The organism is Microcoleus sp. B13-B6 (genome assembly GCF_036705405.1).
Classification (GTDB): domain Bacteria; phylum Cyanobacteriota; class Cyanobacteriia; order Cyanobacteriales; family Microcoleaceae; genus Microcoleus.
Map to the genome: position 1 here is coordinate 21,530 of NZ_JAUBUJ010000065.1, position 20,943 is coordinate 42,472.

18 protein-coding genes are annotated in these 20,943 nt (G+C 44.5%); 10 read left to right on the forward strand and 8 right to left on the reverse strand.

The genetic code is table 11. From position 1 onward, the window contains the following. Positions 1–688: 688 nt before the first annotated feature. Complete coding sequence (locus tag QUB35_RS24765; protein WP_333144328.1) at positions 689–1,045, forward strand: hypothetical protein; 357 nt, start codon at positions 689–691, stop codon at positions 1,043–1,045. Positions 1,046–1,781: 736 nt separating this feature from the next. On the opposite strand, the gene QUB35_RS24770 is transcribed toward QUB35_RS24765, so the two are convergent. Beyond that, the gene (locus QUB35_RS24770; RefSeq protein ID WP_333144329.1) at positions 1,782–2,897 is read right to left on the reverse strand and encodes a fatty acid desaturase; all 1,116 of its coding nucleotides are present in this window, start codon (positions 2,895–2,897) and stop codon (positions 1,782–1,784) included. A gap of 258 nt (positions 2,898–3,155) precedes the next feature. On the opposite strand from QUB35_RS24770, the gene QUB35_RS24775 reads away from it, so the two are divergent. Beyond that, entirely contained in the window at positions 3,156–3,359 is a 204-nt protein-coding gene (locus QUB35_RS24775; RefSeq protein ID WP_333144330.1) for a hypothetical protein, read from the forward strand. A gap of 101 nt (positions 3,360–3,460) precedes the next feature. Next, entirely contained in the window at positions 3,461–3,928 is a 468-nt protein-coding gene (locus QUB35_RS24780; RefSeq protein ID WP_190734193.1) for a hypothetical protein, read from the forward strand. A gap of 67 nt (positions 3,929–3,995) precedes the next feature. On the opposite strand, the gene QUB35_RS24785 is transcribed toward QUB35_RS24780, so the two are convergent. The 4 genes from QUB35_RS24785 to QUB35_RS24800 all read right to left on the reverse strand — a co-directional run bounded on the left by QUB35_RS24785 (position 3,996) and on the right by QUB35_RS24800 (position 6,328). After that, positions 3,996–4,262, reverse strand: coding sequence for a type II toxin-antitoxin system mRNA interferase toxin, RelE/StbE family (locus QUB35_RS24785; RefSeq protein ID WP_333144331.1), 267 nt, complete (start codon positions 4,260–4,262; stop codon positions 3,996–3,998). A 2-nt stretch (positions 4,263–4,264) separates the two neighbouring features. Further along, positions 4,265–4,471: a hypothetical protein gene (locus QUB35_RS24790; protein WP_190734189.1), complete on the reverse strand. Its 207-nt coding sequence runs from the start codon at positions 4,469–4,471 to the stop codon at positions 4,265–4,267. A 112-nt stretch (positions 4,472–4,583) separates the two neighbouring features. Continuing rightward, entirely contained in the window at positions 4,584–5,693 is a 1,110-nt protein-coding gene (gene thiO / locus QUB35_RS24795) for a glycine oxidase ThiO (protein WP_333144332.1), read from the reverse strand. 296 nt (positions 5,694–5,989) lie between these two features. Beyond that, entirely contained in the window at positions 5,990–6,328 is a 339-nt protein-coding gene (locus QUB35_RS24800; protein WP_333144333.1) for a 2Fe-2S iron-sulfur cluster-binding protein, read from the reverse strand. A 75-nt stretch (positions 6,329–6,403) separates the two neighbouring features. Between QUB35_RS24800 and cimA the strand changes: the two genes are divergently transcribed. Next, the gene (cimA, locus tag QUB35_RS24805) at positions 6,404–8,188 is read left to right on the forward strand and encodes a citramalate synthase (RefSeq protein ID WP_445252071.1); all 1,785 of its coding nucleotides are present in this window, start codon (positions 6,404–6,406) and stop codon (positions 8,186–8,188) included. Between the two features lie 503 nt (positions 8,189–8,691). Here the strand turns inward: cimA and QUB35_RS24810 are convergent. Further along, positions 8,692–9,660 (reverse strand): SPFH domain-containing protein, encoded by a 969-nt coding sequence (locus QUB35_RS24810; RefSeq protein ID WP_333144334.1) that lies wholly within the window; start codon positions 9,658–9,660, stop codon positions 8,692–8,694. Positions 9,661–9,797: 137 nt separating this feature from the next. Continuing rightward, entirely contained in the window at positions 9,798–10,229 is a 432-nt protein-coding gene (locus QUB35_RS24815) for an NfeD family protein (RefSeq protein ID WP_333144335.1), read from the reverse strand. A gap of 334 nt (positions 10,230–10,563) precedes the next feature. Here QUB35_RS24815 and QUB35_RS24820 point away from each other — a divergent pair, with 334 nt between their 5' ends. From QUB35_RS24820 to QUB35_RS24845, 6 genes are all read left to right on the forward strand, one after another. Continuing rightward, positions 10,564–12,693: a protein phosphatase 2C domain-containing protein gene (locus QUB35_RS24820; protein WP_333144336.1), complete on the forward strand. Its 2,130-nt coding sequence runs from the start codon at positions 10,564–10,566 to the stop codon at positions 12,691–12,693. Positions 12,694–13,552: 859 nt separating this feature from the next. Then, positions 13,553–15,460 (forward strand): 1-deoxy-D-xylulose-5-phosphate synthase, encoded by a 1,908-nt coding sequence (gene dxs, locus QUB35_RS24825; protein ID WP_333144337.1) that lies wholly within the window; start codon positions 13,553–13,555, stop codon positions 15,458–15,460. 191 nt (positions 15,461–15,651) lie between these two features. Next, a complete protein-coding gene (locus QUB35_RS24830) occupies positions 15,652–16,350 on the forward strand; it encodes a hypothetical protein (protein WP_333144338.1) in 699 nt (232 codons plus the stop codon). Between the two features lie 151 nt (positions 16,351–16,501). Continuing rightward, positions 16,502–16,819: a hypothetical protein gene (locus QUB35_RS24835; protein ID WP_333144339.1), complete on the forward strand. Its 318-nt coding sequence runs from the start codon at positions 16,502–16,504 to the stop codon at positions 16,817–16,819. Then, positions 16,816–17,184: an aspartyl protease gene (locus QUB35_RS24840; RefSeq protein ID WP_333144340.1), complete on the forward strand. Its 369-nt coding sequence runs from the start codon at positions 16,816–16,818 to the stop codon at positions 17,182–17,184. Before QUB35_RS24835 ends, QUB35_RS24840 begins: the two co-directional genes overlap by 4 nt. Positions 17,185–17,191: 7 nt before the next feature. Further along, positions 17,192–18,412: an NAD(P)/FAD-dependent oxidoreductase gene (locus tag QUB35_RS24845; protein ID WP_333144341.1), complete on the forward strand. Its 1,221-nt coding sequence runs from the start codon at positions 17,192–17,194 to the stop codon at positions 18,410–18,412. 56 nt (positions 18,413–18,468) lie between these two features. Here QUB35_RS24845 and QUB35_RS24850 read toward each other — a convergent pair whose 3' ends face one another. After that, complete coding sequence (locus tag QUB35_RS24850; protein ID WP_333144342.1) at positions 18,469–20,895, reverse strand: sulfotransferase; 2,427 nt, start codon at positions 20,893–20,895, stop codon at positions 18,469–18,471. Between the last annotated feature and the right edge of the window lie 48 nt (positions 20,896–20,943).

Genomic DNA, 20,943 nt, shown 5'->3' on the forward strand with positions numbered 1-20,943 from the left:
TGCCAAATAAGTGCTACAAGGTCAGAAAATTAAGGGATTTTTTATGAAGGTCAACTATAGCAATCCTAAATGATTCGTGTAATTCTTGTAGGGGCTCTCCCCACGCCCGGTTGCCCCGCCTTGACTGGGGTAGGCACGGGGAGTAGGGGTAGCACTACCCCTACATATTTTTACAAATGATTTAGGATTGCTATATCAAGAAAGAAGTGATGCAACAGTCAAGGAGTTGAAAATAATTTTGTCACAACAACGAACTGTAATTAATCGACAAAAAATCCACGCACTTTATTGCTTAAAAGCTGGCTATAGTCTAAGTCTGACAGATGTAGCTGAACGTTTAGGGGTACATAGAGTTACTGTACATATAGCCTTTCTCAGAAAGATGAGGTACTCATGGGCATAGGCCTCCGTGGCCTCCGTGGGCATAGGGCATACCTCACCACGCTTGAGAACCGCTATAGATGGTTGAAAAAATATAGTATTGGCGGTCTATCAGGATTGTTAGGAATACGGCAATCAACGGGTAGACCGCGAGTAATTCTTGCAGGGCGTAATAGCTGGATTGTCAAAAAAGTTAAGTGATGAGTCCTGTGAATTCAAGAGTTATAAGCAAATTGCGAAATGGGTGGAAAACAACTATAAAATATCACTCAATTATCACACATTATACAAACACTTACACTATCGAATGAAAGCTAAACTAAAAGTACCAAGACGCAAAGAGTATAAAAAAAATGAGCAAGCAGCTATCGCTTTCAAAAATACACTCAATAAATTGCTGAAAATGCCTTTATGGTTGGAGTCTAAGACTCCTAATCCAGCAAAAAATGGGGTCAAGGATTGGTCTCAAGATGAAACTAGAATTGGCTTAAAAACGATTGAGAGAAAAACAATTACAGCTTTGGGAGTTAAGCCAAAAGGTAAAGTTCAATGGAATTTTAAAGCCTTCTATTTATATGGGCCAGTTGCCCCGAAAACTGGAGAAAGTTTTTGGTTAGAGTTCTCACATTTTTCTGGGTCTCTGCTTTCAAATATTTTTAGCTAAATTAGCAGAACCATATCCGGATAATTTAAATCTTATCCAATTAGATAATGGGAGATTTCATCATGGTAGTAAGCTAAAAATACCCGCTCATGTTATCTTGATATTCCAACCACCCGGAGGCCCTGAATTGAATCCAATCGAAAGAGTATAGCAGCACATTAAACAAGAACTGAGTTGGGACATTTATGATGATTGATATGGTATTAAAGAAAAAGTTTGCGCTTATCTTAAAGAATTTTATACAGAGACAATAGCATCTATAACTGGATGGGATTACATTTTGTCAGCCCTAGCTACTGTTGCATGATTTTTGAAAATTGGTATCAGTTAAAAGCTAGTTTGTTAGCAGATTACCTCAGCCAAGAGCTTAAACATGCCTCTCTTAAGCTGAAATTTATTTAGTTGACTCCTCAATTCAAACACACATTGATTCTCTTTTTATCTAGCGATCGCCTGAGTCAGACTGTTGGCGATCGCCAGATCCTTAATGCGCTATATATAGCGTCATTGCGTAAGTCCTGTTGGTGCAAATAAACTGGTCACGAGGAGGGCGGGTTTTGTCAGAATAACAGGCTGCTAGCATAGCTCCCGGTTAAACCCGCCAGACCCATCTAATGTTTATTTGTAACCACCTACTTAACTAGGAAAGTTACTGTTAAAATTTATGCCACTAGCTGCATCCCTAATCATAGGATTTTGGTGATAAAAAAGCAACCAAATTTATTGCCCACCGATTTTAATTAGCTATATTACTCAAGGGAATTTCTTCTTGTTGATGAAATAATTTAATCGATTGCAGACTATCTGAAGCAGCATCCCAAAGAATGAATTGGAAGCAGTCAGGAATATCGCGAATTCTCAGTGATTTTGAATTAGCCAGCAGGTGAATATTAGTATTGTGACAAGCCTGAAGATTATAGTTAGGTATTCGCTCAGAAAGATGATGAATATTGTGGTAAGCAATATCAGCAGAAAACCAATTGAGAATAGTCGGTAATTTTAGGTAACTACTGCCTTCAATTGCGCCCAGAAGATAGTCCCAATTTTCTGCTTTATGAGCGTAGGAACCGTCAAAATTATGCTGAACAAAGAAAATACAGATAAATATCGCTGCAGAACAGGTCATGACAATTGAGTAAACACTCCAGAAAAAGCCAAACCCCAGTAAGTTGCTCAGATAAATCCAGCTACCAAGAACACAAATATTGTTGAACAGTAAATCCCAAAACTCAGCCGTCGTATACCAATGTTTGGATTTATAAGAAGCAATAATTGCAGATAAACCCATGCCAAAATCTTGCTTGAGACAAGCAAAAATATGTCGGATAAAACCCGTAATTCCCAATATCAGCGCGAGTCTTGGCTTAATAATTAGATAGAAAAAACCACCGGGAAACAGCATCAATGGGTGTCTGAGTAACTGATACATCTTTTGACTAAATGGACTTAGCGCCGCAAATTTTTCGGTGGATATCAACGCCGAAGGGCCTCGGTACATATCCCAATTACCATTATGTTTGTGGTGATAAGCGTGCCCCCTCGACCAGGGGTACTGAGGAATCGCATTGATGATACCTAGCAGAAAACCCATAAGGCGATTGACTTTTTTGGAACTAAAAAGAGAATAGTGTCCGCAATCGTGCATCAAAGAGAAACAACGTCCTGAAAAAAGTGTCATTAACACCATTATCGGCGGCAGCAAGAATACAGAAATAGCAGCAGCTTTAAATGCTAAAAACCATAAGAATATATAAGGAATAACTGTATTGAGTATTTGGCAAGTAGCTTTCACATTGTTGCTATTCATATAAGGAGCCAGCACAAAATCCGACTTTTTGATCGCGCTTTTCATTCAGTATATCTATGGTGTGTGGATAAGTGCTTAGCTTAGCATCACAGTTGCGGGACAGTGGCGGATTTACCCCGGACTTTCCCCGTTTCTTCCAAAGGTTTTTTTGTGGGAACCGATTTTTGCACATTTATGAGGTTATCACAACTCTGGTTTGTTTACAAAAAAAACTGTGAAGCCTGTTAGCAGCCGAACAAATTGCTGCACCGGAAGGCATTAATATGATTGATTGGTTGCACGATCGACCTTTGGTGATGTAGTATGCCGCTATTTTTGCTTGCATCGTCTGTGCCACACTTTACCGTACCGGGATCTACCCTCAACTCGATCGCACGCTCAAAAGTTGGGATACTGGCGAAAACTTTTTATTGGCGGGCTATAGGGGCGATCGACAAACCGCCCGCCCCGGAAACCAAAGCTGGCACAACATCCAGAAGCGCAGAGGATTTTGGATCAACTCCTTGAGAATATAATTTGAAGGACGATCGCAATTGCCTGCGTTTTTTGTGCTCGGAGATAGCTCGGATTTGCTACAATCTAATCGCACACGCGACTAGAAATGGGTTATGACCGAACTATTAGATGAGACGCTTTCTATTGAAATGGCCGCTCGCATCAAAAGCAACCGTAAAAACTGCTTTGACAACGCTTGTAAAGCAGCATTAGCCACCGAGGGCGCAATTTATGTTCAAGGCTTTTTAGCTGTGCCCGGAGTGCCATATAAACCCATCGAGTATAGCTGGATTGAACTCGACGAGCGAATTGTGGACCCAACCTTTCCCCATCTCGGTTTCATCGCTCAAGACATTCATTACTTCCCAGTCCAGCGCTTCAGCGTCAAGAAACTCAAAGCAATCCTAGAAGAATCAAAAGAAGATTATCCTGAAGACGACCCGCTGCCGATTTATGGCAATCAACCTTATGAATATTACGGCGATTTGATGTTAGGCGGTAGCGATTACCAAAATGCTTACGATTTGGCTGCCGCTAAATGCAGAGAATTAAACCAACCCAAAAAACAGGATGCAAACTAATTGAGGACTTACAAAAAAATGGTTAGGCGCGCTACTTACAGCGGTACTTTAGCCACTGTTGTGTCGATTAATATACTTCATCATGACTTCCCAAATCTACAAACACGGCTTTTCCGTCTTCTGTAAAGTAGAAAAGTACCCTTTCGTCGTAATCTACGCTAAAGCTCCAAAACTCCTTGAGCCTACCGGACAATTTATGAGTTTTTAAGCTTGGTTCAAACGGCTCTCTGATGAACTGTTCCAGCTTTTGCCAAAACCTAGCCTCCAAATCAGCATCGCCTTTGATCCGCTTTTTGAAATCACGCTTGAATGAAGAACTGAAACTGACTTCCACGATTATTCCTCTATCATTACTCTGAGTTCATTGATGTTAGCGGAAAATTTCAGTTCACCTTTTTGTTGTTCAATCTGCGCTGACTTAAAGTTTTGATACATCTCTTCGCGACGTTCTTCCCGGAGATATTGCTTCAACAACAGTTGAAGCTCTTGCTTTTCGTCAGTAGAAAGATTCTTGATCGTCTCGACCACATCACTGAAAGTCATAACTTACAAAACCCTATTGTGCTGATTAGATTATAGCAAAAAATATCCTTTTGGTTGACTTTCGTTTCTCGTTCTGCGGCTCTGCCTCGTCTTAAAAAAGCAACAAATCTCACTATTTACCATTTTCAACCTTCCAAGATTCAGGAAACCTCGAATAATGAAAAGCAGCCAATAACGGCTCTGATTTCTGATTCCAAATCAAATCAGCCAACAATTTAGCCGTCACCGGAGCCAACAAAATGCCATTGCGGTAATGCCCCGTAGCCCATGTCAAATTCTCCCAAGCACTAGCACCCAAAATCGGCAACTCATCGGTCGTAGCTGGCCGAAATCCCCACCAAAACTCCAGAATCGGATAATTTTGTAATTCGGGATATAACTTAATCGCTCCTGCTAGCAAAGTGTGCATTCCTGCAGGCGTATTGCCAGGTGTAAAATCCACATTTTCGCTAGTTGCACCAATAATAATTCTGCCATCTTGACGCGGCACAATATAAATGCCCGTCCCGAATAGAACTGTTTGCAGGGGCTGGATAACTCCACAATCTTCTGGTACACATACTGACAGCATTTGTCCCTTTCTTGGAAAAACAGGAACATTCAATAACTGCTCAGACCAAGCACCGGCAGCCAAAACATAACGGTCTGCTTGCAATTTTCCTGCTGTTGTTTCAATGCCAACAACTCGGTTTCCCTGCCGAATAATTTCCCCTGCATTGCCTTGAATAATCTCAATCTGCAATTCTTTAGTTGCGGCCTGAAGCGTCCGAAATAAAGCGCGGTTGTCAACTTGAGCGTCGTCAGGATACCACCAACCGCCCATTACTTCTTGACCTAATCCAAACTGGTGCTGGCGAACAGTATCTCTGTCCAACCATTGAGAGTTAAGGTTTGACAAAAGCGGCTTTTCTTGAGGCTCATTTTGACAAACTGGTGCGAGAATTCCCGATCGCCAATATCCCGTTTTCAATCCGGTAATATCTTCTAGCTGTTCCACCCAGGCGGGATACAGTGCGCGGCTTTGCAAGCACAAATCCAGCATCGGACTGGGTGTAATTCGTTCGGCTTGCGGGGCAAGCATTCCAGCGGCAGCCCGGGCCGTCGGTGGTTTAGAATCGGCGGTGAGAACCGCGACAGATGCCCCTCGCAATTTCAGTTCTACTGCTAGCGAAAGACCAATTATTCCGCCGCCAATAATCAGAATATCTTTAGATGAATTCATTAACTTTTATATGGACTTTCTGGGTTTTTTAACCGAAAGCATCTAGGATACAAGCCCCCGGATTTATCCGTGGAGAAATAAATAAAAAACGTGTATCCCATAAACAAGCCCCCGAATTTATCCGTGGGGTCAATGCTTCAATCTAAAATCTAAAATCTAAAATCTAAAATCGATTGACCTCTCGGGTTTCTTTATGGTAAGGTGCCCCCGGTGCACCTTACAGTTAGAATTCTTGCACAAGTCTTACAGATTATCTGGCAAGGCGATCGTCCTATCTGCCTTCCTTAACAAAAAATCTATGCTTGGGGTTTCCAGACAGTTTCAGAACCTTGACCCCAGAAACCGTCATATTTTGTCACCTTAATATCGCCTAAAACCTTGGTTTGGCAGGACAAACGGCGGTTGGAGGCGGGAGAATGGGGAGGAACCGAAAGTCTGGCTTTTTCGCGCCACTGGGACTCGGAAACTTCGCCCTCGACGGTGACGGCGCAGGTGCCGCAAGTACCGAGGCCGTGGCAGTTGATGACTTTGGCGTTGCCGTTGTAGAGATCGATGCCGTTTTTGAGCAAAACTTCACGGAGATTGGCTCCGCGATCGCACTCAAATGTTTTTCCTTGCGCTTGTACCTTGACCACAGCAATTTACCCCAGTTAGATTTATGTTAATTTTCCTATATATTATCGCATTAAATTCAAATAAATTCATCTAATATGGTAAGTGATATATTAGCAATTTCTCGATCGCAATTTCCCATGACAAATCGGCTCTGGATCTACGATACCACGCTGCGAGACGGTGCTCAGTGCGAGGGACTCTCCTTATCTCTCGAAGACAAACTGCGAATTGCTCGACAGTTAGACAGTTTAGGAATTCCCTTTATTGAAGGCGGCTGGCCGGGGGCGAATCCTAAAGACGTACAATTTTTTTGGCGTCTCAAAGAACAGCCCCTAACTCAAGCAGAAGTTGTAGCTTTTTGTTCGACTAGGCGGCCGGGAACTACGGCAGCTAATGATGAAATGTTGCAGGCTATTTTGTCCGCCGGTACTCGTTGGGTGACGCTGTTTGGCAAGTCGTGGGATTTGCACGTTATTGAAAGTTTGAAGACCTCGCTCGAAGAAAATCTGGCGATGATTCGAGATACAATTGAATATTTGCGGAGTCAGGGAAGGCGCGTTATTTACGATGCCGAACACTGGTTTGACGGCTACAAACACAATCGAGATTATGCTATTAAAACTTTAGAAGTAGCTGCCGATGCCGGTGCAGAATGGCTGGTTCTTTGCGATACTAACGGCGGTACTTTGCCTCACGAAGTCAGTCAGGTTGTTCGCGAGGTGGCAGAAATAATAGAAAGTTGGGATAATTCGGAAGCGGAAATTCACCCCCCCCAACCCCCCCTTATTAAGGGGGGGAGAAATTCTCAAATTCAACCCCTTATTAAGGGGGGGAGAAATTCTCAAATTCAACCCCTTATTAAGGGGGGGATAAAGTCTCAAGTTCAACTGGGAATTCACACTCACAACGACTCAGGAGTGGCGGTTGCTAATGCTTTGGCTGCTGTGCGGGAAGGAGTGAGGATGGTACAGGGAACTATTAACGGTTATGGCGAACGCTGCGGCAATGCCGATTTATGTTCCTTGATTCCTAATTTTCAGCTAAAGTTGGGTCAGAATTGCATTGAAGACGAGCAATTAGTTAGATTAACTCAAGTAAGTCGATCGATTAGTGAAATTGTCAATCTTGCTCCCGATGACCGTGCTCCTTTTGTCGGTCTTTCTGCTTTTGCTCACAAAGGCGGAATCCACGTATCGGCTGTTGAGAAAAATCCGTTAACTTACGAACATTTAGAACCGGAAAAAATTGGCAATAGGCGGCGAATTGTGATTTCCGATCAAGCGGGTTTAAGCAATGTTTTGGCGAAGGCCCGCACTTTTGGAATGGATCTCGATCGCAAAAATCCTGCTTGCCGCCAAATTTTGGAAAAATTGAAAGATTTGGAAAGTCAGGGATATCAATTTGAGGGGGCTGAGGCTTCTTTTGAATTGTTAATGCGGGAGGCTTTGGGAAAGCGCAAGCGTTTATTTGAAATCAAAGGTTTTCAAGTTCACTGCGATAAAGGTAGGGAGGAAACAGTTAATTCTTTAGCAACCGTGAAAGTGACTGTTAACGGTCAAGATATTCTGGAATGCGCGGAAGGAAATGGGCCTGTTTCGGCACTTGATGCGGCTTTGCGGAAGGCTTTGCGGAATTTTTATCCGGCAATTACTGATTTTAACTTAACCGATTATAAGGTGCGGATTCTCGACTCCGGTGCGGGAACTTCTGCTAAAACTCGCGTGTTGGTTGAGTTTAGCAACGGTCAAGACCGCTGGACGACTGTGGGGGTTTCTGGGAATATTTTGGATGCTTCTTATCAAGCGGTGGTTGAGGGTTTGGAGTATGGTTTGGTGTTGGGAGATAGGGAGGCGATCGTTTTAACTGTGTCGAGTTATTAGGTTGACGGCGAAGAGAAGTTGCCTGAATATCGATGTTTAAATAGATACCAAGGGGAGCATCTCAATGAAAGCAGCCAAGCTAGAAATTGGAGTTTTGAGGCAGGAGGCTCTCTTGCTGCGAGGCAGGAGGAAAGAGTCAGAAGGAAGGAGCCAGAAGAACAATACGCTTGGGTTAAAACTATTTATTCCGGGCGAGATCCCCCTCGCATACCCCCTACTCCCCCTGATTGTTGGGAGACGCAAGAGTAATTTCTTGTCCCCCCCTTTGTAGGGGCGGTGCCCCCGTGCCCGCCCTAGGCTAGGGGGGATCGAGCTTAACTGAACCGTATTGGCCAGAAGAAGTGTTTTTACAAATATGAGATGCTCCCCTACTTTTGGGAGCATCTCAATGAAAGCAGCCAAGCTAGAAATTTGAGTTTTGAGGCAGGAGGCTCTCTTGCTGCGAGGAAAGACGAAGAAGAAATGAGCCAGAAGAAGTGTTTTTACAAATATGAGATGCTCCCCTACTTTTTCACCTCATTATTATTACCTTCCCCAACGATCGATCGCATTCCTTCGAGCGTAGCGGGAATGCTGCGCGGGTCCATAAACATGACCTTGCTGCTGTCGCTGGTGCCAATTTTTAGACCCATATCCAGATAGTTTTGAGCTAGCAAAAATTGTAAAGCTTCGCGAGCATTGGGGTCATTTTGCAGAGTTTTGCCGATAATTTGCAAGGCCTCCGAAGTAGCTTGAGCTTTCAAAACCTGACTTTGGCGTTCTGCTTGAGCTTTCAGGACGATCGCCTTTTGTTGAGCTTCCGCTTCCAAAATAGTCGCTTTTTGGCGCGCTTCTGCATCCAGAACTTGCGCTTCTGCTTTACCTTTGGCGCTGTTAACTGCTGACTCGCGTTCGCCCTCGGATGTCAGAATTGCCGCTCGCTTCCGTCGATCGGCTGCCATCTGCAATTCCATCGATTCCTGTACAGTTTTAGAAGGGATAATATCCCGCAATTCTACCCGCGTTACTTTCACTCCCCAAGGATCGGTAACAATATCTAAATCTCTGAGCAATATTTCATTAATTTGAGAACGAGCAGTAAAGGTTTGTTCTAGATCCAGTTGACCCATTTCGGCGCGAATTTGAGTCAGCACCATATTTACCATTGCTGACTGGAGATTTTCTACTTTGTAACAAGCTTTTTCCAAGTCTACAATGCGCCAGTAAACCACAGCATCAACGGTGAAGGAAACGTTGTCGCGGGTAATACAAGCTTGCGGGGGAATATCTAAGACTTTTTCCCGAATGGTTTGCTCGTACACGACGCGATCGAGAAACGGCGTGACAAAATTTAAACCGGGTTCCAGTTTCTTGCCGCTGTATTTACCTAAAGTTTCCACCAGCGCTTCATTTCCCTGATTGATAATCTTGACGGAACCTGCGAGGGCTGAGCCGCCGAGTGCTAAAAATACAAGTAAAAAAATTTGTTCCACAACTGACTCCTAATAATTGTTGATTGTTAACTGTTGGTTATTGGTTATTGGTTATTGGTTATTGCCAATGCCCAATGCCCAATGCCCAATGCCCAATGCCCAACTACCAATTTCCAATTCCCAATTCCACATTTTGTTTAAGAATGCAAGAGATTTTCTGGCAAAACTATCAGAGTAGTGCCTTTACGCCCGACGACAATTACGTTTTGGTTGGGGGGGATAGTGGCCTTCGTGTCTTCGCAGCGAGCTTGCCAAGAATTCCCCTCATAAATGACTCGGCCGGCTTCTCCGGGGGGAATTTCTGTTAAAGTTTTTGCTTCCTGAGAATCTGCGATCGCCCTTGCCGTGCCTTTTGGTATCAACCGCCGAGACAGCAGCACAAAAACTGTCGAAAATACCATCCAGAGGAATATTTGTAAATTAACGTAAGGTAGAACTAGAGAGCATCCAGCTACGGCGAAGGCGCTCAGTCCCATCATAAAAGCGACAAAAGCAGTGGGGAGAAATATCTCTGCCAAACAGAGCAAAGACCCAGCTATCAGCCAAAGGAGCGTAGGAGTCAAGATCATAAAAAGAATAGGTGATACTATTTAGATCTTAGATTGGAAATTTAAGATTTAAGAATTGCCAACAACTGACTATGCAAGGGTTTGCGACTTGCAGCCCCTCAGAGCGATTTTTCGCGCCGTGGTACCAGGTTGAGGCTTCCATCGTACTCCAAGTCAGAGTTTAGTAACTTAGATTACAATTTTAGCCGGTGCAGACTGGCAGAAACTACAATTTCTAGGGGCCCAAAGGCAGTTAAGAAATTGATAGGGCCTAAAATCAGTTTATTCTCAAGCTCATGAATTTGGGCTGGCGAATCAAATATCTTCAGAATGTTTTTACACAAACTATTTCGATATGATCAGCAGTTTCTCCGAACCCATTTATTGCCCGAATCTTAGCTGTCCAGATCCCCGCAATACCTTTGGCCGCCAGCACTGTGCAGCGTGCGAAACGGATTTAATTTATCGCTATGTGTGGGCGGTGGGGCAAGCAGCCGAGGAAGTGCCGGCGGGTAAGGTAATAGCCGATCGATACTTTGTCATTGCACCCCAAATCTGGCTCGACAGCCGTCCAGCTTTGCCTCCCAGCGTCCCGGAACAACTGCCGGATACGATTATGCCTTACCTGCATTTGTATCCCCAACGGCTGCATACGCCGGAAGTATACGGTTTTTGTGCCTTGGGGGAAGCACCGGAAGCGGCAGAGGTGCTGTTGTTGGAAAATGTGCCAATTAATAATTTCGGCAGCCTGTATCCTTCTATTTTACAAGCTTGGTCTGGGACAACCGGCGCGCGCCAAGTATACTGGCTGTGGCAAATGCTCCAACTGTGGACGCCGCTGTCGGAACAGGGAGTCGCTTCGAGTTTGCTGGTACCGGAAAATTTGCGGGTGGAAGGTTGGCGGGTACGCCTGCTGGAACTGCACCGGGGAAATTTTGTACCGACTCTGCGGGATTTGGGAGATGTGTGGTCAGGTTTGGTGGAATCCGCGCAACCCGAGGTGCAGTCGAAACTCGGAGAAATTTGTCAGTTTATGCGCCGCAGCAGCATGAATTTCGACGCGATCGCCCTGGAACTAAACGATTTACTATTAGAACAAGCCGCTAAATTGCCTCTGCACTTAGAAGTAGTCGGCATGACAGATACCGGGCCGCAGCGCTCCCAAAATGAAGACAGTTGCTATCCGATTGCTGCTGATTTTCAATTTAGCAAAACTTCAGGGGGCGAGAAACTAATTCCTTATTTGACAATGGTTTGTGACGGGGTTGGAGGCCACGAAGGAGGAGAAGTTGCCAGTCAATTAGCCGTCCAGTCCATGAAAGCTTTAATCCAAAATTTGCTCGCCGAAATCACTCAACAAGAAGAGTTGATGACGCCAACAATGGTAATTAAGCAACTCGAAGAAATAGTCAGAGTTGTGAATAATGTGATTTCCGCTCAAAATAATGAGCAGGGAAAAGAGTTGCGGCAGCGGATGGGGACGACTTTGGTGATGGCCCTCCAGTTGCCTCAAAAAGTGAAAATTTCCGAGGATTTGCCCTCGAATAACAGTCATGAACTTTATTTAGTCAATGTTGGAGACAGCCGCGCTTATTGGATTGGCAAAAATTACTGTCACCGGCTGACTGTGGACGACGACGTAGCCTCAAGGGAAGTCCAGCTAGGACATTGTTTATACTGGGAGACTCAAGTGCGATCGGATGCAGGAGCCCTGACTCAAGCTTTGGGAACGCGGGATGCCGATTTCCTGCGCCCGACGATTCAGCGATTTATTGTCGAAGAGGAAGGCGTACTGCTGCTGTGTTCCGACGGTTTGAGCGACAACGACTGGGTAGAGAAATCTTGGGAGAATTATGCCCCAGAGGTGCTTGAGGGCAAAATGTCTTTGGAAGCAGCAGTTCAGTCTTGGATTCGTCTCGCCAACGAGAAAAACGGTTATGACAACACCTCCGTGGTGGCGACTCACTGTCGGATGTCGCCGGAGAGATTGGTACTGTTTGATCCGGCGGTGGCCTCAGCGCCAGTGTCACCCTCGGTGTCGCTGCCGCCTTCCCTCGTCGCTGCGTCCCTCCAGAAGTCCGGGAGGATTCCAGAATCTCAGCTTTCAGAATCGTCCAAACAGTTGTTGTACCCCGAAACTTCCCCCGCCCCGGAACCCTTTCAAAAACAGCGCTCCAAGCTGCCGCTGCCCCTACTGGGGGTGTTGGGGCTGATATTAGCCGGCGGCGGTTTAGGTTTGTGGGTGCAAAGCCTCCAAAGCCCCCAGCCAGAGCCCGCACAAGTTCCCCCACCGCCGGAAACTCCCGCCCCAAGTCCTTCGGAGACTCCCTCGCCCGATAGCGAGAGTCCCTCGCCGTCGCCCGAATCGACTCCTGCGGAAATTCCGCCGCCCGATAGCGAGAGTCCCTCGCCGGCGCCCGAATCGACTCCTGCGGAAATTCCGCCGCCCGAAGAAGCGGAAACTCCTTTGCCATCAGCGGAGTAAGGGAGAGTCTCTCGCCGTCGCCCGAATCGACTTTTGAGCTGACAAAACAATGCTTCGAGCGTCGCAGCTCTCTACTATCCCAATTCGGGAAAACTTTCCCAGTGTAAATGGAATGATTTCTGGTAGAGGTCATTGATTTACAGCATATTCCATTTAGATGTAGATCGCGAGAAACCGGGTTTTTTGAACAGAATGAGTAAGGATGCGAGAACTGTAAAGAAACCTGGTTTCTGGGGTGTACTTCATAAACCTGGAATACGCTGTATATAAATCACACTTCACAGGGGAGCATCTCAATGAAAGCAGCCAAGCTAGAAATTGGAGTTTTGAGGAAAGAGGCAGAAGGAAGGAGCCAGAAGAAGTGTTTTTACAAATATGAGATGCTCCATCACAGTTAATGATTTTGTATCATAGTCCGCTTGCAGAAACAAGATGGCTAAAAAGTCAGCCAGCGCTACAAAAAGTAGTTAAAAATACTTAATAATCTCCATGCAGCTAACAATTAGCGATTAGGAACTAACAACATAAGCTTTTTTATATTGACACGAATTTCAAAGGTGGTACAAGCCCCCGCATTTATCCGTGGAATCAATCGAAAATCGAAAATCGAAAATCCTCAAGCCCCCGCATTTATCCGTGGGGTCGCCTCGAAAATCTCAAATCGAAAATCGAAAATCGATTGACGGCGCACAATTTATTAACTATAATTACCAGGCCAAAACTAACAAAAATCTTACGCCTAACAGTTTTTCTCAAATAACCGTTAAACTATTCTAACGTTTGCGTGTACCCAACCTCGCAGGCACAACCTATATCTGTTAAGGATTCGTCCTGATTCACAGGAGCAAGATTTTAAAATATGCATCTCAGCGAACTGACTCACCCAAACCAATTACACGGCCTCTCGATTCATCAACTCGAACAAATTGCCCGACAAATTCGAGAAAAGCATTTAGAAACTGTAGCCGCTAGCGGCGGCCACCTCGGCCCAGGATTGGGTGTAGTCGAACTGACCTTAGCACTCTACCAAACACTCGACCTCGATCGCGACAAAGTTACCTGGGATGTCGGCCACCAAGCTTATCCTCACAAATTAATCACCGGCCGCTACAACCAATTCCACACCCTACGCCAAAAAGACGGCGTTGCAGGCTATCTCAAGCGCTGCGAGAGCAAATTTGACCACTTCGGCGCAGGCCACGCTTCCACAAGCATTTCCGCAGCGTTAGGAATGGCGATGGCGCGCGACCTCAAAGGGGAAAACTTTAAAACTGTAGCAGTCATCGGCGACGGCGCATTGACGGGCGGCATGGCACTCGAAGCCATCAACCACGCGGGCCATATGCCGAAAACCAATTTGTTAGTTGTGCTCAACGACAACGAGATGTCAATCTCGCCCAACGTCGGCGCAATTACCCGCTATTTGAACAAGATGCGATTGTCGGCACCGGTGCAGTTTCTCAAAGATAACTTAGAGGAACAATTCAAACACATTCCCTTTGTGGGCGAAACTTTTACTCCAGAAATGGAACGCCTCAAGGAAGGGATGAAACGCTTGGCCGTCTCGAAAGTTGGAGCCGTAATTGAAGAATTAGGCTTTACTTACATGGGCCCGGTAGACGGACACAATTTGGAAGAGTTAATTGCCACTTTCAAACAAGCTCATACTATCCAAGGGCCGGTGTTGGTTCATGTGGTGACGGTGAAAGGCAAAGGATATGCGATCGCCGAAAAAGACCAAGTAGGATATCACGCCCAAAATCCCTTTAACTTAGCCACGGGCAAAGGCATTCCCTCCACTAAACCAAAGCCTCCAGCTTACTCGAAAGTCTTTGCCCACGCCCTCGTCAAGCTAGCAGAAGATAATCCAAAAATTGTCGGCATTACCGCTGCTATGGCAACCGGAACAGGCCTGGATAAACTTCATGAAAAACTGCCTAAACAGTACATTGATGTCGGGATTGCCGAACAGCACGCCGTGACTTTATCCGCTGGTTTAGCCTGCGAAGGAATGCGCCCGGTTGTGGCAATTTACTCGACATTTGTGCAGCGAGGCTATGACCAAATAATTCACGATGTTTGCATCCAAAATTTGCCAGTTTTCTTCTGTTTGGATCGCGCAGGCATTGTCGGTGCTGACGGCCCCACTCACCAAGGGATGTACGACATTGCCTTCTTGCGGTGCCTGCCAAATATGGTAGTTATGGCACCAAAAGATGAGGCAGAATTGCAGCGGATGGTAGTCACGGGAATCAACCACACAAGCGGCCCGATCACCATGCGTTACCCGCGCGGCAATGGTTACGGTGTGCCTTTGATGGAGGAAGGTTGGGAAGAATTGCCGATCGGCAAAGCCGAAATTCTCCGCAACGGCGACGATTTGCTGATCTTGGGTTACGGTTCAATGGTTTATCCGGCAATGCAAACCGCCGAGATTCTGAGCGAACACGGCATTGAAGCAACCGTCATCAATGCGCGTTTTGTCAAGCCTTTGGACACAGAATTAATCTTGCCTTTAGCACAGCGAATCGGCAAAGTTGTCACAATGGAAGAAGGCTGTTTGATGGGCGGATTCGGTTCAGCAGTAGCCGAATCTTTGCTCGACAATAATGTCCTCGTGCCACTGATGCGGTTGGGTGTAACCGATACATTAGTAGATCATGCAACGCCTGAACAATCATTTGCCAGTTTGGGATTAACTCCGTCGCAAATGTGCGATCGCATCTTAGCAACATTCAGCCGCAAACAGTCTCCTGTTAGCGTGTAAATAGCTAGAATCGTAGGGTGGGTACTGCCCCACCACGGGTGTCAACAAACACCCTATTTCCCTCAGTACGGCAGGGGTTTAAACCCCTGCCTCAAAGCTAAAGTCTTCTTGGATAGGACTGAAGAACTCATTAGTCCTACTATATAGTTAAGGTCATTAGTTGATAGCCATAGAGCGAATAGGAGGATTTTGTGGGAGAAGCTAACCGCCGAAAAAGATTCGATTCAAATTACGGTAACAGCCTTAATATTGGATGTTTTATCGCTGCTTCTACTTCCAGCGATGCTCATGCTGTCTACCTTGGATTTGGACGCAAAAGAAGCGTAGAACGCAGACTTATATCAGCTCACGCAAGCATCATTGACGCCTGGAAAATCTTTGTTTATTGCCAAGATATTTTATCTAAGCTTAAATATTTTCATCTGCAAAGCAACGATCAAATTACTAGCAATTTCATTAGCAGTTTGATTGGGACTTACGGTGATTATTCTGATGACGATGCTGTTTATGAAGTGTCGGGCGATAAAAAAGCGCTTATGGATTGGCTGTCGCAAGGCAAAACGATCTTGGATGATGATTTGCCTTCCAATATTAACGTTTTGGTTGTAAAGCCCCCTGTTTCCAAAAAGTACAAAGTTTTTTGGTACGAATCACAAGAAGCTCCCAAAAATACTTACGGTAATCCCGAAGAAAATTGTGTTTTTACAGTCGGTAAAAATTCTGATGAACCCATTTCGGGGGGTGCTCACAAGAAAGTAATTTTATTCAGCAGTTATGTAACCGCTGCCTATGTAGCTGACTATGTGAATCGGTTGAACAGAGATAGTTTAACTGAGGAAGAAGTCAAGCGACTGTTGTTTGAAGCCAATCGGCTTCAAGGAAAAATTTAGCCAACTATGAATCAATGCTTTCAGTCATTTCTTATAGTTTTTGACGATCGACAACATAGTATCATCTCACACAAAGGAAAACCAACAATGAAATAGAAGTTTATGGTACAATCAGATTGCAGAAATATGGGAATATAAGGGAGAAAAAACAATGACTAACGTGAAACCAAATCGTACCGTGCGGCGGGGAAGACTGTTCCCAGAAATTCAGTGGTCAGAAGAAAAAAAAGCCCAGTGGCGAGCTGAAAGATCGGCATTTCGCAAGCGTTGCAAAGTAATTTTCGATCGCCTTAAACCAGAATTAATTGACAGTCACTACAACTGGTACATGGCGGTTGAACCTGATAGCGGGGAATATTTTATCGACAAGGATGATATGGCGGCTACCAAAATGTGCCGCCAGAAACACCCAAATGCTATCCCCTACCTTTTCCGCATCAACAATACAGGGGCGTGCGGCTCAATATGATTGAAGGAAGATTTGGTGATGAGGGCGAGCTATTTTTTGAAGTTGAATTGATTGCTAATAACGGCTTAGAATTACCTGTTGATGCTCTGCTAGATACAGGTTTTTCGGGCTGGTTAGCAATGGACGAACAAGATTTCGAGGGACTTGATTGGATTTATATTAGGCGACAAGAAATGCGGACAGCAAAGGGAGAATTTGATTTCGATCTTTATGCAGGAAAAGTACGCATAGATGAGCAAGAGTTTGACATTCCCGTTCATGTGGGTGACGGAGTACCTGAAATTTTAATCGGCCGCCAGTGGCTGAAAACTCGGCGGTTAGTAGTTGATATGTCTGCGGGTGTTTTGACATTGGAAGCGAGTTAAAAGCAAAATGAATTTAAAAACTTTTGACATAGTAATAGTAGGAGCAGGCCCAGCAGGCGGTCACTGCGCGAGAATCCTAGCCCAATCCGGCCACAAAGTCTTGCTGGCAGAGCAAAACGACAATTTTAATAAAAATGACTTCTCTAGCGCCGCCACGCCTCTAGAAACCCTCTCTAAATTCGATTTACCAGAGTCCGTTATCGGCAGTTTTTGGCATAAACTTACTATTGAAACTAGCAAAGTCAGTCAAACTTGGGAGTCTCCCGAAAGCTTGGGAGTTGTTCTCAACTTTGCTAAATTTAGAGCATTTTTGGCCAGCGAAGTTGAGCGATTTGGTGGTGAAGTTTGGCTTGGTTATCGCTACACCGGACATTCACAAAGTAGGGGCGAAACCACAGTCGAATTTAAACAGTTATCCGACGGTAAAATTATCAACGTTAGCACTAAAGTATTGGTTGATGCTACTGGCTTTGCTAGGGCGATTATGTACGAAAAAGAGAATGATAAGCCAGATTTTTTGTCGGGAACCGGAATTGAATATTTAATTGAAGTAGAGCCAGAAGTTTATAATAAATACAGCGGTGATTTAATCTTCTTTTTGGGCAAAAAATGGATGCCCGATGGTTATTCCTGGATATTCCCGATGGAACCAAACAGGCTGAAAGTTGGTGCGGGTCGCATTTTTTTAGATCCCAAAACGGTGAGGCATTTGTCACCGCTGAAAAAATATATTGATTTACTGATTGATGAATATCTGAAGTCAAAAAATTATAAAATTATTGACAAACACGGTTCGACGCTGAAGTACAATCCTGGTTTGAAGGATATTTATTGCAAGGATAATATAATTGCGATCGGTGATACTGTCTCGACAATAAATTTGTTGGGCGGCGAAGGGATTAGACACGGGATGGATGGTGCCCAAATCGCGGGGAAATATATTCAAAGGTATTTGGATGGGAAAATATCAGATTTTCGGGATTATGAGACGGAAATGCACCGCAAGTTTGATCGGAAATGGAATATTTCGGAAAGGTTGGCGGTGAGAAAGTATATCGATGATGTTAATGATGAACTAACCGATAAAATGATTTCTTATTTAAAGTATATGAAAACAGAAGAGGTGATGGAGATTTTATTTTATTATAAATTTGAGAAAATTTCCCGAGGATTAGGCGGTTATTTGCAGAGAAAAATCAAGGAATTGATTAAGAAATTTCACTTGTAATGTGCCTCCGTTGAGAGATTGTTAGTTGAGGGAAAAATCTCGCTGGCTGACGCACCCTACAAACCTAATTGCCATAAAAAATTTTCTCCTGTAACTTTAATGCGGGGCAGCGACAATAAAGAATCGTCAAAACTGCTAAAATTTAATTTATATGATACACCAAAAGTATATCCACTCGCTCCAATTAAATGCGCTACAATTGGATCGACATCCCCGTAAGGATAGGCAAAACATTTAACAGATTTCTCTAATCCCCGTTCCAAGATAGCACGGGATTTGGCTGCCTCCCGCACAATTTCTGTCGGCGACAATGCAGTCAAAGGTGGATGAGTAGCAGACATAGAACCGAATTCAATTCCTGCATCCCGCAGTTGCAAAATTTCCGGCCATCCCATTAACTGCACTTCTTCAAATTCGGCTTTTTCCCAACTATTTGTCTTTCCTATTGACTCCGCTACGAGAAAAACAGTTGCTGTAAAATCGAAGCGTTTTAGCAGAGGCCAAGCATATTGGAAAAAGTCGAGATAGCCGCCGTCAAAAGTCATCAATATAGCTTTACCGGGTAAAGGAGTTTTAGCCAGTTTCGCGCTTCGCCAATTTTCCCAACTCGCACTGTAATAACCCAGATTTTTGAGATTGTGTAACTGTTGTTCAAAAATCTGGGGAGTAACTGCGTCTAAACCGTCAGGAGAAATGCGGCGGTAGGAGAGAATCGGCAGCCTTTGTGTAACGCCATGATTGTCCAAAAGTTGAGGTTTCACGGAGTGAGAAACTTCCCGATAAGAAGATTTTGAACCCATGATTTCCGGTGCGTAAAATACTTGCTTGGGAAACTCGTTTTCTTGGGGAATGTGCATTGTCGGTTCCCCAGCGATTGCCGCCGCTGACTCGATTTCCGGCAGCGCCGCCGCCGGGAGTGAGGCGCGACGGCTGACACTCGTCCCGATCGCACCCGATCGCCTGCCGAAGATCACCGCATTTTGGGGGTAAATGCCCCCAGCACCCGCTGCATTCAAACTGTCGGGCAAATTAGACCTTTGTTGAGCACAAGAGGCTAAGCGCGATCGTAGCCATTGCTTGCCGTTGAGGGGTTTTCCCAGCAAAGCTTCTCGCACGGTGGCGACGCACAACTCAAAACCAATATTTCGATTAATTGTCGATCGCAATTTTTGAGCCGAAACAAAATTATTTTCCACCGCAACAGTGACAATCCCGACAGCAACCCCACCTACTTTCACCAGCACGTCAATTTCAGAAAGCTCAACTTTTATATTAGCAAATTCCTCGCTAATTTCTACAGCAATCCAATCTTTTTCGAGCGTAATTGTTGGGACTTCCTCTGCGCTTTCTGGATTGTAGAAATCCTCCAAATTCCAATGCGGACGCCCCCATAATTCTTGCAAAAATAGCGTCCAGTCATGTTTAGGGTGCAATGGTTTCAGCACAGTTTCCCACAATTTATTGCCTTTTTCACAGCGATTGCGTTGAAAGAAGCGATCGAGAATTTGCCAAGCAAACTGGGCTGCAACCGCATCCGCCAACACCGAAGCCGCAACCATGCCATCGCAAATCGGCAATTCAATAATACCGAGTTTAATTCCTTCTAGTTTGATCGTACAGCACAGGCGATCGTATATTTGCGGAAGATCGCAAATATCGGAAATTGGTTCGCTTACTTCCACCGTCAACTTCCAGGCAATTTCACCCTTGACTCGCTTAATTTTATCTAAAATATATCTGATTTCATTGCTTTTAAAAATTTTATGATATTTGTGAACCTTATTACTTTTAACCTCTCTATCAATCCCTTGATGCCAAGGCAGATTCAAACTGAGATGAGCAGCTTTTTCTTGATAAAATTCCAGCATCCTCTCATCATATTCAATCCCCATAAAATCACAAAGTTCTTCTAACTTTTTGACTTTATTCTCTAGAATTTCCTCATACTTGACTAATATATGATTAGATTTTTTAGCATATTTGTGACTAATTAACATCGCCTCCTTCCAGCGATGGATACAGTGGTTTAAATCCCAACCAGGCCCCCACAAATCATGAGAATTCCTAGTAGCCTCATGCAGAGAAGCTATTGTATCCATACTGTTTCGCAAAATATGTATAAATTTAGCATCCGGCAAAAAGCGCTGTATATCCTCAATAAAATATATGTGTTCCGGCGTTTTTTCCAACCAAATACTTTTGTTTTGTTCCGCCGCCAAACCATCCAAAACTCCGACAAACCAACTAACTTTAGTTGCCACAGTTTGACTATTATCAAAATCTTGCAAAAGTTCAGGCCGATTAATCTCATCCTTAAAAAAAGCTTCCATCCTACCTGGGAACTTTCCCGCAAACTTCTTGTACAGTAAATAGTGAAAAAACTTAGATTCAGGAAAAGAAATAACTTCAGGATGAGCGGCTAATAAACTTTGAAGCATGGTTGTGCCGCTTCTCGGAGAGCCTACTAAAAATATCCGTTTCATTTTTATAGCTGATAAATGGTTTGTGAATTAGATTTTTTTACGAACCGC